General features: G+C 46.3%; 7 protein-coding genes. 3 read left to right on the top strand and 4 right to left on the bottom strand.

The window, feature by feature from the left end; translation table 11 throughout:
* Nucleotide 1: 1 nt before the first annotated feature.
* Nucleotides 2-577: a DUF6934 family protein gene (locus V7Q33_RS10725; protein ID WP_331974522.1), complete on the bottom strand. Its 576-nt coding sequence runs from the start codon at nucleotides 575-577 to the stop codon at nucleotides 2-4.
* Nucleotides 578-670: 93 nt separating this feature from the next.
* Here V7Q33_RS10725 and V7Q33_RS10720 point away from each other — a divergent pair, with 93 nt between their 5' ends.
* Nucleotides 671-2200: an FAD-dependent monooxygenase gene (locus V7Q33_RS10720; protein ID WP_333819832.1), complete on the top strand. Its 1530-nt coding sequence runs from the start codon at nucleotides 671-673 to the stop codon at nucleotides 2198-2200.
* Nucleotides 2201-2211: 11 nt separating this feature from the next.
* On the opposite strand, the gene V7Q33_RS10715 is transcribed toward V7Q33_RS10720, so the two are convergent.
* The gene (locus tag V7Q33_RS10715; RefSeq protein WP_333819831.1) at nucleotides 2212-3231 is read right to left on the bottom strand and encodes a PorP/SprF family type IX secretion system membrane protein; all 1020 of its coding nucleotides are present in this window, start codon (nucleotides 3229-3231) and stop codon (nucleotides 2212-2214) included.
* Nucleotides 3232-3280: 49 nt separating this feature from the next.
* Nucleotides 3281-10204, bottom strand: a complete 6924-nt coding sequence (locus tag V7Q33_RS10710; RefSeq protein ID WP_333819830.1) for a gliding motility-associated C-terminal domain-containing protein — start codon at nucleotides 10202-10204, stop codon at nucleotides 3281-3283.
* A gap of 671 nt (nucleotides 10205-10875) precedes the next feature.
* Here V7Q33_RS10710 and V7Q33_RS10705 point away from each other — a divergent pair.
* Nucleotides 10876-11931 carry a sulfite exporter TauE/SafE family protein gene (locus V7Q33_RS10705; RefSeq protein ID WP_333819829.1) on the top strand — a complete coding sequence of 352 codons (1056 nt, stop codon included), beginning with the start codon at nucleotides 10876-10878 and terminating at the stop codon, nucleotides 11929-11931.
* 70 nt (nucleotides 11932-12001) lie between these two features.
* Here the strand turns inward: V7Q33_RS10705 and V7Q33_RS10700 are convergent, their stop codons facing one another.
* Entirely contained in the window at nucleotides 12002-14173 is a 2172-nt protein-coding gene (locus tag V7Q33_RS10700; protein ID WP_333819828.1) for a xanthine dehydrogenase family protein molybdopterin-binding subunit, read from the bottom strand.
* 170 nt (nucleotides 14174-14343) lie between these two features.
* On the opposite strand from V7Q33_RS10700, the gene V7Q33_RS10695 reads away from it, so the two are divergent.
* On the top strand, nucleotides 14344-15432 hold the full coding sequence (locus V7Q33_RS10695) for an adenylate/guanylate cyclase domain-containing protein (protein ID WP_331974534.1): 1089 nt from the start codon (nucleotides 14344-14346) through the stop codon (nucleotides 15430-15432).
* Nucleotides 15433-15447: the final 15 nt, after the last annotated feature.

Raw genomic sequence — 15447 nt, 5'->3', positions numbered from 1 at the left:
CTTATTCCCTGGCTTGGCCCGCAATTCTGAAGATAAAATAGTTATACATCTTCTCCGGCCTTACCGATTCTCCTTTTGTTATTCTTGCCGGCACTGCAGTAATGTCGTCTGCATCTACCGGATAGCCATCATCTTCATCGTTAGTCTTTCTCAGTATCCTAACGTAATACTTTACTCCATAGATATCAAAATACTGTGTCAGAATATCGTAGTTGCGTTGTATGATTCTGAAATACAGGTAAGCTCTGGCATTGTTGGTGCCGTCTATGCCCAGGTATTTGTCGGCGTTTGCATTCAAAAAAGTAAGCGCAGATAGAATGATTGTGGAGAACATTTTCGAGTGATCCAGGTGAGCCACTTTGACCTGATCATCAATCTCGTTGTTCCCGTCCATCGGCCCGAAAGCCAGGTTATATACATTGGGAAGTAATGGCTGGGGCTGACTGCCAATCAATACGCCTATTAAAACATTCGAGTTATCAATCCGCTCTGTTTCGAATTTTGTAAGGCGTAAATCTGCCGACAGCGGTTCTGCATCGTAGCAATTCTCAAAATCAATCCTAACGTTCAATGCCATAAATATATAGCGGCTTGAATTAGCGATTTTGTCGCGTTTATACAAGCCTGAGGCAGCAGCTTCACAGAATTTTGTGCAATCAATTATCATATAATGAAAGCACAAAATCACGCTGTTTACGATGTCATCATTTCGGGGGCAGGACCTGTAGGGCTGTTCCTTGCCTGCGAACTCGCCCTGGCAAAATGTTCAGTTCTTATACTTGAAAAAGCAGACTCTCCGCATTCACCATTAAAGCAGCTCCCCTTCGGTATAAGAGGACTCTCCGCTCCCACCATCGAAGCGCTTTATCGCCGCGGACTGTTAAAAGAACTTAAGATCCATAAGCATCTTAAAAATCCTCATGCTGGCGTGCACCATGGGTCCAATCGTCAGGTGGGACACTTCGCCGGAATTCCATTTCATGAAGGCAATATCGATGCTTCGCAATGGAAACATCGCCTTCCGAGCTCAACGGATACCAGTTTGCTGTCTGAAATTCAGGAGCTTGAATCCATACTATCGCACAGAGCAGAAACGCTGGGCGTAGTAATCAAACGTGGATCAGCCCTTATCGACTTTCAGCAAACTGAGAACGAAGTAACCGTTCAGTCAGAAAGCCAATCTTTCAAAGGTAAATGGCTGGTAGGTTGTGATGGAAGCCGCAGTATTGTTCGCAAAGCTGGAGGTTTTGAATTTGCTGGAACCGAACCCGAATTTACCGGCTATTCTGTTTTGCTTGACATGGCTGATCCTGAGAAGCTCAAACCCGGGCGAAACGTGACACCTGCTGGCATGTACCTGCAATCGCAGCCCGGTTATGTGATTATTCAGGATTTCGATGGCGGTGCGTTTCATCATTCAGAAAAGCCGCTTACGCGTGAACATGTGCAGGAAGTGCTACGCCGCATCTCCGGGACAGACATTACGATTACTGCGTTACATATAGCAACTACGTGGACAGACCGCGCGCGACAAGCTTCGAGCTATCGCAACGGGCGAATTCTATTAGCAGGCGATGCAGCTCACATTCATTCGCCATTGGGAGGCCAGGGGCTTAATCTGGGATTAGGTGATGCGATGAACCTCGGCTGGAAGCTCGCTGCAACCATTCAGGAAAAAGCTCCGAATGGTTTATTAGACAGTTATTGTTCCGAACGACATCCTGTTGGTGTACAGGTTCTGGATTGGTCACGTGCGCAGGTTGCTATTATGAAACCAAATTTACAGGCACGTGCATTGAATGCCATTATGCGCGATCTTATGGGTACACGCGATGGGGCTACATATATAGCAGGACGGGTATGGGGCATTTATACACATTACAATCTCGATGGCGATCATTCGCTGGTAGGTCACAGCGTTCCTAATTTTGAGTTCGAGGATAGTGTAACCCTTGGCGAATTCATGCACGATGGCCACGGTATATTGCTTGATTTTGATCTGAATACTTCCCTTAAAACGTTGGCCGATAAATACCGTGAACAGATCAGGTATATTTCGGGTAATGCAAAAGAATCACTAGGTCTGAGCGCTGCACTTATACGTCCTGATGGAATTGTAGCCTGGGCTTCTAATGATGCTCGCGATTACATCGGACTCAAGAAGGCTGTGGATCGCTGGTTTCTCCCGGACAACGGATAACAATTACCGGATCACCAAAAATCCGGCTTGCTATAAAACGCAGGGCACGGTATGAGCTTATTCTTCTTGCGATTCTTATTATCATTCTTCGAAGGGAGCTCGTAGGTGAGTGAAAGTTCATGTGCTCCGCCGGACGATGTTTGAAGTTTTGAAATAGTGAAGTCGTAGCTGTAGCCTACGGTAAGTCTTTTTAAATATAGTCCGGTAAACAAGATAAGTGCGTCCTGATCGATGGTGTTGATCACGTTCTTCACGAAGGGTTTCCCCCGATACCAGATTCCTACAGATACCGGATCTACATGAAAGTTTGCGCCCAGGTCGAGTTGTGAGAATGTGGAACCTTGCATGCGGTATATAAATGATGGTGTGAAATATACCGGTCGGCCGGAACGTGGTCCTCGCGTCAATTCCAGTTTCATGCCGGCATGTATAGCAGTCTTCATCGCAAGACGACTCTCCTCTCCTATTACTGAAAGGTTTGGGCGATTCATGTGTGCGAATGACGCACCAAACCAAAGTTTTTTAGAGTATAGCAAAAAGCCTGAACCAAAATCCGCATAGCTGGGCTGACTGATCTGATTCAAAGCAGGATCAAGCGATATGCCGTTATATTCCAGGTCATCACCCATCCGAAGTTTGGAGCGATCGATGCCATTGGTACCATAACCAAAGGAAAGCCCCGGAGAGAATACGAGTTTGTCCGTAAGCTTTACTTTATAAGAATATAGCAGGCTCACGGTGGTGCTTCTCCAGTTGGCAGAACCTATCCTGTCGGAGGTTGCCAAGAAACCTATACCGCTGCGTATCTGGTTAAGAAATATATCATACGAAGCTGCATACGTAGAGAATGCCTGCGGCAGGCTGGGCCATTGAATGCGATGGTTCACTATCATGCGCTGACGAGGTGTGATGCCAGTGAAACCAGGATTTAAAACCAACGGTGCCTGATAGTACTGCGAGAACTGTGCATCCTGCGCAAACGCTATGTACGTAAGAAGAACAAGACCAAGTTTAAGAAATATAGTTTTCATGTTGTTTGATTCACAAATCGGAGGTGGTTCCTGAAATATACCCGTATCGCTATCGTATAAGCGTTACATCGCCGAGGCGCGTAATCCGCTGGCCGTCTGACTGTGTCAGCGAAATCTTGTATACATATACTCCGGCCGGCAGCAGTTTGCCATGGCGGTCATAACCGTCCCAGCCCATATCAGCCTCATGACTTTCAAAGATGAGCGTACCCCAGCGGTTATAGATTTGCATGGTATATTCCGCAACGCCTTTTACTTTCGGCATAAACACATCGTTAATGCCACCACTCACTACACGTCCGCCAGAAGGGCCACCTGTGTTAGGTGTAAAGGCATTAGGGATGACGATGGAGCCTCCATTCACGGCTACTACTTCCTGTTGCGCTGAATCATAGCACACCATAGGGCCATCGGTGATACCATCACCATTGCGATCCTGATCGCCATAGTTCTTTCCTGCCTGAAGTTTTACCATATACTTTCCTTCTGATTGATAGGTGTAGTGAGGTTCAAAGTCGCTTGAAGTACCGCCATCACCAAAATCCCAGATATACTCATCTGCTCCTGTGGAGAAGTTCATCACTTGTAATTCCGTGTCCGGAACATAGACAAGATTGGAGCGTACACCGAAGGCAGCCTCCGGAACATCAAACACCTGAATACCGCTTTGCTGTGCTTCCAGCGATTGTCCTGTAGTGGAATAGGTGGCTGTAAGGTATATATCATACACGCCCGGATCGGTTATTTTGAACACCGGGTTCAGCAAGTTGGAAGTGGTTACCAGGTTGCCCTGATTATATACTTTCCACAGGAATGCATCGGCCCCGGTAGAAGTGTTGTTAACCACAATATCAACCGGGAAACAGGCAGCCGTTGGCGTTGCGCTGAAAGCGGCATGCAATTCACTCACCGGTATACTCACCAGTTTGGTAATAGTCGATGCACAGAACTCGCCGGCCTGTGAGGCTTTGCGATTGACAGCGCTCAAAGTAACATTTTTGTCGCCGGGTGTATAGTATTGTACCTCGCAATACGTGGTAGTGTTGGTCACGGCATTTGACTGTGGTCCGAAGTCCCAGGTATAATCGAAGTATTGTGGTTCTATTGAAGGGCTGGTGTTGGTAAACGTAATGCCGAATACATCGCCCTTTAATCGTACGATCGGGCCGACCTCAAAGTCTACCACGGTGCCACGATATACCGGTACCTGCTTTTTATATATTGCTTTACACCCTTCATTGTTTGAAGCCTCATATACCACTTCATAGGTAACAATATCTTTGCTGGTTATATTGGCCAGATTATAGCTTATCATGCGCTGCTTCTGCTTTTCGCCTAACCGTGCTGCTGAGCCGAGCTCGCGGTAATACCATGTACCTTTATCTATACCTGATGAGTTATCGTAGAACGTTATCGTTTCACCGCTGCACAACGAGCTTTCGCTGGCAGTAACGTTAAGCGCAATGGAAGGAAATACGGTTACATCGTGACTGGTATATTTTTCCATGCAGGCCGGATGCCTGGCAAACAACTTTACCGAATATATAGCGGATTCTTCGTTGGAACCCGCCGGGAAACGATGCTGTGTTTGTTGCAAGCCCACCGGTATAGCTCCTGATTTAAATTCTGTGATGGTTCCATCGCTCCACTCCCATCGATAATCGATGTCTTTCTCCACTGTCCAGGTAAATATAAAGTCGCTGCCATCGCACTGTGCGCCTGTGCCAACCACAGTAAAATCAGGATTTACCTTGATAGATTTTACCGATACCGGTGCAGGTAATTGTTTTACCTGGCAACCATTGGCATCGGTTACGCTGATGATACTATAGGTATCGTCTTCCTTAAAATCGGCGATGGTGATGATGGTATTCTTGCCACCCTGGCGTTTCACCGATGTGCCGGTTAAGGCAGAAGTATATTCATACTCTATGGGAGCAGTGCCAGTGGTAAGATTGAGCGTTAACAGCAGTGGATCACCATAACATACTTGTGCGGTAGCTGCCTGGAACGATACCGTTGGTATAGGATTAACAGTGATCGTTACTTTATCAGTCTTCCCTTTTACTTCGCACGATGAAGGTGTGCCATGCAACATGGATATGCTCCGCACCAGTCTCCGATAATGTTTGGTAACGGTTAATGCAGGAGGATCATACGATGTACCGGTTGCTCCTTCTATCGTCACCCAGTCTGCATCGTTGTTTACATTGCCAGTGAGCGATTCCTGCCACTCGTATGTATAGTTTCCTGTACCACCGGATGCAGGAGCCAGTTCGTTTATTATAGCAGCATCTGCGCCAGAGCATACATTCTGGCTTGTCCCGATCATGCCGCTATAAAATACAGGAGGATTTATCAGGAAAGCATTTACAGGCAATGACATACAGCCTTTTGAATCCTGAACGGTAACGGTGTAGGTGCCCGCGGATAAGTTACTGAAGGTGATGTTATTTCTGCCATTCAGGTTTACGGGTGTTGTGCTGCCCGCTTTGGTTAATATAGCCGTATAGTCGGCATTGCTGTTTCCACCCGAAAAAGAAACGGTGATTTCACCATCGCTGGCATCCTTGCAACTTACGTTGAAGCCGTTGCCATCCGTCAGTACTTTTACACTGGTAATGGAAACCTGATCGGGCTGTGTTAATACCTGTACGTTGGAAGTAGCTTCACAACCGTTGCTATCTTTTACCTTAACAGTATAACTGCCCTGGCCGAGGTTTTCAAATATACCATCGTTATTGGCATCCGTTGCTCCGGTTTGCAGCAATGTATAGGCCATGTAAGGTGTTGTGCCTCCGGTAACTGTGGCGCGTATAGCACCATCTTTCTGCTGAAAACACGTAATCTCTTTTTCTATACTCAGACCGGCTTTCGGTACGGGAACCACGTTTACTACTTTGGTTGCATCCGGACTTACACAGAATGTATTGTTCTCGCGAACGGTAAGTATCACATCTTCCTTCTGGAAATTTACCAGTATGTTTCCGGTTGACTGGCCTTCTACAATATCAGCACCGCCCGGGCTGTTATCAGATGTTCTTCGGATTTCCCAGTTATACGTAGAGGTCGGATAATTATCAGGAGACACACGAAAGGCAACGGCTCCGCTATTTTCACAAGCTATACCAGCCCCCGTAATAACAGGTTTCACAGGAGCTGATAGTACTTTAATTTCCTTTTCCACGGTAGACCCACTGCAACCGTTAAGTGCTGCCCTTACTTTGATCTTGCCCGTATATATATTCGGAAATTGCAACATCACGTAGAAATCATTTTCCTGGCCGCCTCCAAAAACGGTGAACTGGCCCGGCACTTCCCAGTAATACTTCGCTCCCGGAATCGGGGGCACCTGGTATATCTCCACCTGCGATAATGGTGATGTCTGGCAAACAGCCTCGCGGCCATAGATGGTTGTAATCGCCGGACTGGAATTTATCAGGATCGATAATTTGCCGATCGCTGTGCACGAAGGTGTGTCACGATAAGTAACACGCGCATATACATCTCTGGAATTAAAAACGGTGATCGGCGCTGTTATAGGTGATGTGTTGTTGAACGCATCGGTTTCGCTGTTAAACCACGTTATCGTAACATTCGGTTCTTGTGTTATGGCACTGGTGTAGCGGGCGTCATTCAAATTTATACCGAATACTGTATGACTCCCCGGAGTATCTTCGCAGAGCGTTGTCAGGCTATTCATAACACGTGGCAACGGACGAACGTTAATAGTGAGCTTCGCATCGCTGGTACACGTTGTGCTGATTTCACGAACCCGTGCTATATATACCTGGCCATTGGCAACATTCGTCTGTGCTACGGCAGGATCAGCCACTGGTATACCTGCCGGAGGTGCGGCATCTCTATACCAGGTGATTTCACGCGCATTTGCTTGCAACGAAGTGATAGCATTTTCGTAGGTTGTCAATACGATATTGGTTGTGTTGTTACCCACTTCGCATGTTGTCGCAGTTAGATTGATTACCGGTGGTACATCCACACGGGTGAGCGTGATGGATGACGGTGCTGATACACATTTACCGCTGGCACTGGTTAACGTCCACGTTACCACGGTTTGGCTGGGTGCGGCTGGCAGATTCCGCACGGTGGTAAAAGGATCTTTGGGATTATCAAATGTAACACCGGGCTGTGTTGTTGTCCATGTACCCACAGCACCGTATACCGGCGGCGCAGCATTCAGTTTTATTGCGTTATCGCATACATGCGTCAGATCAGTTCCTGCATTGGCTACTGGTTTGCGATCAAACGTAATGGTTACGAGTTGTTCTGCAGTAGAACATATACTGGCTGCATTTGCATCGGCCACGAGCTTTACCTGTATGGGTATGCCACTGTTGTAATCCTCGGCTGTAGGTACATAGGAAGCTTCGGCGGTATATATACCTGAACCTTTCACAGTCGTAGCAGTTACGGTTCCCTTGCCGGATACATTAGTCCACGTAACCTGCTGAAAGGGCCCCGTTACCGTACCGGTTAAGGGTATCGGGTTCAGTGCATTTACATCCAGGCAGATATCATATATATCCGAAGCCTTCACCTGAACAGGTTCTTCAAACCGGATGGTTACATCGTCTGATTTCTGAAAACAATTATTTCCCCCACTGGCGATAGACCAGCGAAATATATAGCTGCCATATATAACCGGTGTACCGGCCAGTTTCACAGACGATGACGGTGAGGAAGGATCGAGTATAATAATGCCACAGGCATCGCCAGCACATCCGTTGGGGCCACTCACAACAGTCCAGGTGCCCAGACCAACTGCAGGCACATTGCCTTCCAGCGTTGTTTCTGACCCACACACTGCTTTATCATCACCGGCATGTGCATCCGAAGGTGTTGTTCCAAAGTCAATAATAACATCATCTGTGCTTGAACATAGTCCGTTCGTTACTGTCCAGCGCATGCGATAAGCTCCGGCATTGGCAGCCGATACAGCGATCGATGTATTGGGGTCGTGTGCGTTGGTTGTAAATACGGGAGGCGGAAGCCCGGCAGGTATACTCGATACATAGGTCCATGTTCCTATACCCGGAGCCGGGTTGCTGGCGTTCATGGCCGCGGAGCTTAGCGAGGTACAGATGAACTGATCGTTCCCTGCATCGGCTTTCGCCGGCGCTGCAAAAACTTCAACGTTTTCTTCATTGCTGTACACTTCATTACATCCGCCATTCTTTACTATCGCCCGAAATGTATAGCGGCCAGCAGGTAAAATGCCGGGTGTAATGGTTGCGCCTGATGACGAACCGGTGTAGGTGTTGAAACTTCCAGCATCTTTTTTTACTTCCCATCGCACAATATTGCCGGTATAGCCTGTTAACGTGATGGGATTAACCGCGGTGGTTTCACACACATCAGCTGCTGCAGACAGGTTTCCGGCAACAGCCGGTTTATAAATGCGAATGTTATATATTCTGGTGCCGGCACAGGTTGGTGCAGTAGTATATTGCCGGCTGACCGTTATGGTGCGATCAATATATAGTGCCGTACCAAAGTTTGTTATGCCGATGGCAAATGTTGCCGAAGAACTGTTGCTCGATGTGAGTTTAACACCCGTAGAGCCAGTCCATGTATAAGCTGTTGCACCACCGAAATTTTCTGCCGGAGGCGAAGGGAGTGTAATAACCAATGTACTGTTATTGCAAACTTCTGTAGGAACAGGAGTAATCGCATCCGGAACAACCAATGCTTCGCGAATAGTGCGTACCGCCAATGTTTTCGGGCTCTCGCAATTTGTTGTACCGCCAGTAGTGGCCTGATGGCTTGCCCATACTTTAAGCGCGCCTGCAACAGTATTACCTTTCCAGTCCGGATGTGCAGTAACCGCGAGTGTTTTACCAGTGGCAATTAAATTACCGGGACGATCAGGGTTCGGTATATTCGTATACCATCGAACCATGTTTGCTACCGGTACATTGCTTACTGTAAATGCAGTAGGTGTTGTGCCATTACAAACGGTTTGACTGGCAACTGTGGGTGCTACTGGCGGTGCAACAATCTTAATATAGGATGTACGAACGATCGGGGCATTATCGCCATTGGCAAGATCGGCCGGAGGGCCGGGTATATTCGGATCATCGTATGGATTACAGAAGTTCCAGTAACGAAGCGTAATGGCAAATACATCGCCTGCTTTAGGAAAGCCTGCACCAAAACCACCGGGTGCTGTAATCTGCAATGAAGGTCTTCTGCGCGCGTCTTCTATATATACCGGACTTGCCATGTATGCAATGCCGCGCGGATCGTTATAGTTTGAGATGATGTCTGCACCACCGGCACCCGTCACGGCAACGCCATTCACTTTCACATTCGGTATCTTGCCACTGGCAATACCTGTGTTGTAGATGATTTGTTGCCAGCGGTTTTCGATGTTGGGAGATTCAATCGGATTAGGAGGCGTTTGAATATACTGCGCATTGCAGTTCCATTGAGTCTCATCATCAAATACAACATCAATGTCCTGACCTTCACAAACGTAATGTTCAGTGAGTCCATTCACCGGTGATACCAGGCCAATATTTCCACCATTAAAATTATCGGTGCGCCAGGAAGCAATTTTCTGTAGCTGTCGTGTAGTAGTACAGTATTTCCCATTGTATCGTATGGTAATTACCACCGGATATTCGCAATCGCTGTTTACCGGAAAACTATGCGTGCGGGCAGCCTGATATTTTGTGTCGCCTGTAGTGAGCGGTATAACTTCAGCGGCAGTGCCATCGCCCCAATCATACACCAGCTCTAATGTACCGGCGGGTACAGGTGAAGTGAATGTTACGGCGTAGGTTACGTTGGCATTGACCGGAGCACAAAGCCCTACCGGGAATTTGTTACTGCCGAGTGCAGCAACCGGTGGAAGCCCCTGGCATTGTGCGTGGACTCGTGACGTGGGTATGAACCATGCCACTACGAATGTAAAAGACAATAGAAGTCTGATACCGGATGATCTACTCATGGTTGGGGTTGTTTTTTCAAACGTGCAGGAACAGACTACTTACAATTCAGCCAATGATAATTCCGACATCGCAGCACTGTAACGTTCGCCGGGTAGAGCAGAATGGAAGCGAACGGCAACACGGTAATTCTCAGCTTACGAAAAACAGTTACTTAAAAACAATGTTGATACCTGTATATCCTGCAAAATTTGTAATACAAAATTAATAGGTACTTAACCTGCTATCTTTTAAAATGATATGCGAATCTTACGTTCAGTAGTTGTATTGAAAAATTTCTAAATCACAATCGCAACCGAAATGATGTAGAGATAGTTACTCACTTAATAAGAATATAAACATATAAGTTTATACCTATATCTTCATTCTACAATAATCTTTCATATTGCTTAGATCAATTTACTAAATGACTGCGGATGTTCAAAGCCAGGAACGTTATTCGTTATCTGTTATCCGGAAGGGGCTTATCAGCGATTAACTTATGACATATTTCCGAATACAAAATCTCTCAAAGAATCACATACCTTGTGCAACTAGACTTTTTGCAAGATACCAACAGCGACATGGATCAACGAATGATATAGTTGAAGTATAAACATCTTGCCAGCAGCTTGTAACCAGCAGCCTGCAGCCTCTTCAGAATATATTCAGAATCGCCTTCGTTCTTGTTGCCATGATTGCTTCCGGTATTGTATTATTTCTTTGTGCATTCGTTGCATTTTGTTTGAGTGCTGTTTGTGGTGGTGGTGCAGGGCTTTTAATGATGCCCGTGTTGGGCGCTGTGCTTCCGGTTACACAGGTGCCTGCTGCGCTCTCCATGGGTACAGTATCGTCATCGGCATCGCGTATTGTTGTTTTTCGCAATAGAATCCGCTGGGATATAGTGCGTTGGTTTGTGCCCACGGCTATACCGGCCGTATTTATAGGCGCCTGGCTTTTACGTTTTGCCAACCCCTTATACCTTGAAATTATAATGGGTATATTTCTGGCAGGAAATCTTCCTTTACTCTTTAAGAAGAAAAAAAACGCAGAGGCTGTACAAAAGTCTTCAACTTCGTCATTGCTGGTTATTGGTTTTCTCGCAGGATTTCTTTCCGGGCTTACCGGTGCGGTAGGACTTTTGTTCAATCGGTTTTATTTGCGCCATGGTCTTGGCAAAGAAGAGATTGTAGCCACACGCGCTGCCAATGAAATGATACTACATGTCATCAAGGTTGTGCTCTATGCTTCCTTCGGACTCATGACGGGCAAAGTACTTGTATTGGGAATTATTGTAGCATTGGGCGGTCTGATATCATCCTGGTTTATGAAATGGGGATTAACCTGGATCAGTGAAAATATTTTCAGAAAAGCGGGCTATGCATCGATGGTACTCTCAGGTATAGTAATGCTAAGCCAATCCGGAAGTCAGATTCTTTCCCAGAACAATGTTAACCTTTCGTTCTCACCAATTGCAGGAGGTATAGAATCTCAGCTGCAATGGCAGCAGGCCAACATCTCAATCGAGCTGGAGTATGATGGAGGTTTTGAATATGAACAGGAAATTCCACTTTCAGATCTGTCGTCTGACCAGCAACAATATATAGCTTCCCAGCAGGGCAATGCCAACCACGTACGCATTGAAGAAGTATTTAGTATCAACAGCCATTCGTATGAGGCCTATTACTTTAGCGATGATAAGCTGATCAAAAAGATTGACTTCAATTCTGAGTCCGGCCAATCGATTTAGCGATCTGTACTTTAACGATATCCTTTTTTATTCCCGTAGTACGGGTGGCTTAGCGCTGTCTTGTGAAGTGCTATATTTCATGAAGATTGAAAGGTAAATTTCGAATCCGTTTTCCCGTAAGGTCGGCAATCGCATTGGTTAGTGCCGGTGCAAAGGGCGGCAGTGCAGGTTCGCCTACTCCTCCTGCCCTTTCTTCGTTATTTATAATATATACTTCTATCTCCGGAGTATCGGTTATACGCGGCAGACTATATTTATCAAGATTGTGTTCTACCACTTTTCCGTCTTCAAAATGAATGGCGTGTTTTATAGCAGCTCCCAATGCCATAATGATGCTTCCTTCCACCTGGGCACGAATTATTTCCGGATTTACATACCAGCCGCAGTCGATCACAGCAAAAACTTTATCGATCTTCAATCGTCCATCAGCCTTCCTGCTGACTTTTACAACCTCTCCTACCATGCTCCAGTATCCCTCTGCAAAGGCAACGCCCCAGCCATCATTCTTTTTCCGGTCACGCCAGTTGCTGAATTGTTCCAAAGTGTCAATCATCGCTGTATAGCGTGGTGTAGCGATATGCTGCCTGCGAAAGTTGAGCGGATCTTTACCGGCTTTGATTGCCAACTCATCCAGAAAGCTTTCATAGGCAAATACGTTGGTTGATAGCCAGATCGACCGCCACCACATCATCGGTATCGGAGCCTGTATTGGCAAAGCCGGAAAACTTTTAACAGGAATTGATTCTACGATAGGTTGAAACAAGCCTTCCGGTGTATATTCATTTCGTATAGCAGGGTTATTGGATGCAGGCTGCCACCACCCGAGGTCTTGTGCTGCACGTCTTGATTCAAGTGCTGTAATTTTTCCCGTACTATCCAATGCCGCCCGACATGCATATACTGCACCTGGCCTATAAGGACCCGTATTCAGATCATCTTCGCGCGTCCAGATAACTTGCACGGGTGTCTTGATGTGTTGTGAGATCAGTGCAGCTTCGATCGGATAATCCGGAGAAGCCTTTCTGCCAAAGCCACCTCCTGTAAAAGTCATATTTACATCAACCTTTGTTACCGGAAGGTGAAGGAGTTGACTGATCTCTTCCTGAATCCAGATCACATCCTGCAGCGGTCCCCATATTGTACACGAATCTTCTTTTACATCGGCTATACAATTGGGAGGCTCCATACAACAATGCGATTGATAGGGTGTTTCATAGGTAGCTTCCACCTGTATAGCTGACTGTTTATATACTTCATTAAATTCAGCGGCTGCGGGTAAACCTGTATCTGCTACCTGTGCTTCTGCATGCATCTGTGCAAAGAGCTGCGCGGTACTATATTTCTCAAAGCCTGCATCATCCCATGCTATCTTCAATAACTTTCTGCCTTGCAGAGCGGCCCACGAGTGAGTAGCCACAACAGCAACACCTTCCTGCGGATGACCCAATACAATACGTGCCACTTTGAAGACATGCAAAACACCAGGCACAGCTTTCGTTTCACGATCATCAAAAACTTTTACTTTACCGGCATAACACGGACTTCGCTCCACTACTGCATAGAGCATACCGGGTAGTTTTTTATCAAGCCCGAAGGTGGCCGTGCCATTCAATTTGGCTGGTGTGTCTTTCCGGGGGAGCGGCTTTCGCAGAACTTTGTAGTCTTTTATGTTTTTTAACGGTACGCCTACCGGAGGCGTTAATGTTGACGCCTCTTCTACAAGCTCGCCATAATGATAAGTGCGTTTTGTCGTGCGGTGTATCACCTTACCCTCTTCAGCATAGCACTCGGTGTTCAAAACATTCCATCGCCTGGCTGCGGTGGTGATCAGCATCTCGCGTGCTGTGGCACTCAGCTCCAACAGTTGCTGATACGAGGCCCGTATGGTTACACTGCCATCGCGTATCCTGAGAAGACTTGCATACCGGCGTTGCACACCTTGGGGAAACACCACGTTTACATGATCCAGGTTTACTTCCAACTCTTCTGCAATAATTTGAGGCACGGAATGAAACGATCCCTGGCCCATCTCACCGCGATGACATACTAAGGTTACACGCCCCGTAGTATCAATGCTGATCCAGGAATTTAACGAGACATTATTTACATCTGGAAATTGATCGGAAATAATCTTTCCCGCTGCGTCCGATGATACGTTAAATCCTAACATTAGCGCAGCACCGGAGATACCTGAAAGTCGGAAGAAATCTCTTCGCGAGATAGACGATGGTTTCATAGCCATTGGTTCTGGGTTGTCGCTATGAATTTATAGCATCTTTCGGATACTCCAACTACAAAAATGACCAGTAGCCGGTTAATGTTGATGAAATACAGTGCACATGATGTTATCACAACAGCTTCTGTACAGGTTTAATTTGGAGTTATGAGGATCAGTACTTTAAATTTATTCGCATGACAAGAAGCAACAGAATTCGCTGGATACAATTGAGAACCATTATACTGATATGGCTTATACTGGCTGTATGCATGTCTGTATACGATTACCTGGTATTGCATTCAGCCAGTTCGAACGGACCATCGGAAGAATATTCTTTTTTATTGTCAACCGCCTTTCACCTGGGTTCGGCATTGATGGGTGCATTGTTGGGAGGAAGCTTCATGGTGTTTTATATCAATGTTAAATTCCAGGACAAACCCTATGGCTATACCGTGATCACTGTCGGGCTCGCCTACGTACTGATTATCTCGACGATCATGCTGACGCTGGCATTTATAGCTGTTCCATTGCGAACCGGTAAACCTTTTTTTGATCCGGTGTCGCAGCAGGCATTCAACAAATTTCTGCATGATACGACTCGCGCCAAGAATATATTTTTCTGGTCGATGGTTGTTGCTCTCACACAACTTGCCTTGCAGATCAATAATAAATTTGGGCAGGGCGTTTTCTGGAAGATCATCCGCGGACTATATAACACACCGCGTGAGGAAACGCGAATTTTCATGTTCCTTGACCTGAACTCTTCTACGGCTATCGCAGAAGCCATGGGAAATGAAAAATACCACGAGCTTCTCAAAGACTTCTTTGCGGATATCACCTACCCGATATTAGAGAACAAAGGCGAAATATACCAGTACGTTGGCGATGAAGTAGTAGTGGCCTGGACGTATAGCGATGGCATTGAAAACAATCACTGTGTGAGATGCTTCTTCGATATTAAACAGCATATTGAGAAAAATGGTGATATGTACCGGCAACGTTATAACCTGGTGCCTACTTTCAAAGCAGGTATACATTGCGGCAAAGTAATTGCCGGAGAGGTTGGCATCATTAAACGTGATATTACCTATTCGGGCGATGTATTGAATACAACGTCACGCATTCAGCAGTTATGCAAGCAATTTCAGAAAGAGCTGATCGTTTCAGGTGAAGTGCTGTCGGAGCTTCAGTTACCCGAACATTACCAAGCCAGCCCGTTAGGCTCTGTGCAGTTGCGGGGAAAAGAAAAATATATATTAGTGAACGAGCTCTCCGCAAAATGAGCCCTAACTTGAATG

It is taken from the genome of Ohtaekwangia sp. (genome assembly GCF_036786105.1).
In the GTDB taxonomy this organism is placed as follows: Bacteria; Bacteroidota; Bacteroidia; order Cytophagales; family Cyclobacteriaceae; genus Ohtaekwangia.
The sequence above is the reverse complement of the archived record's forward strand: the minus strand, read 5'-3'. Positions and strand labels throughout refer to the sequence as shown.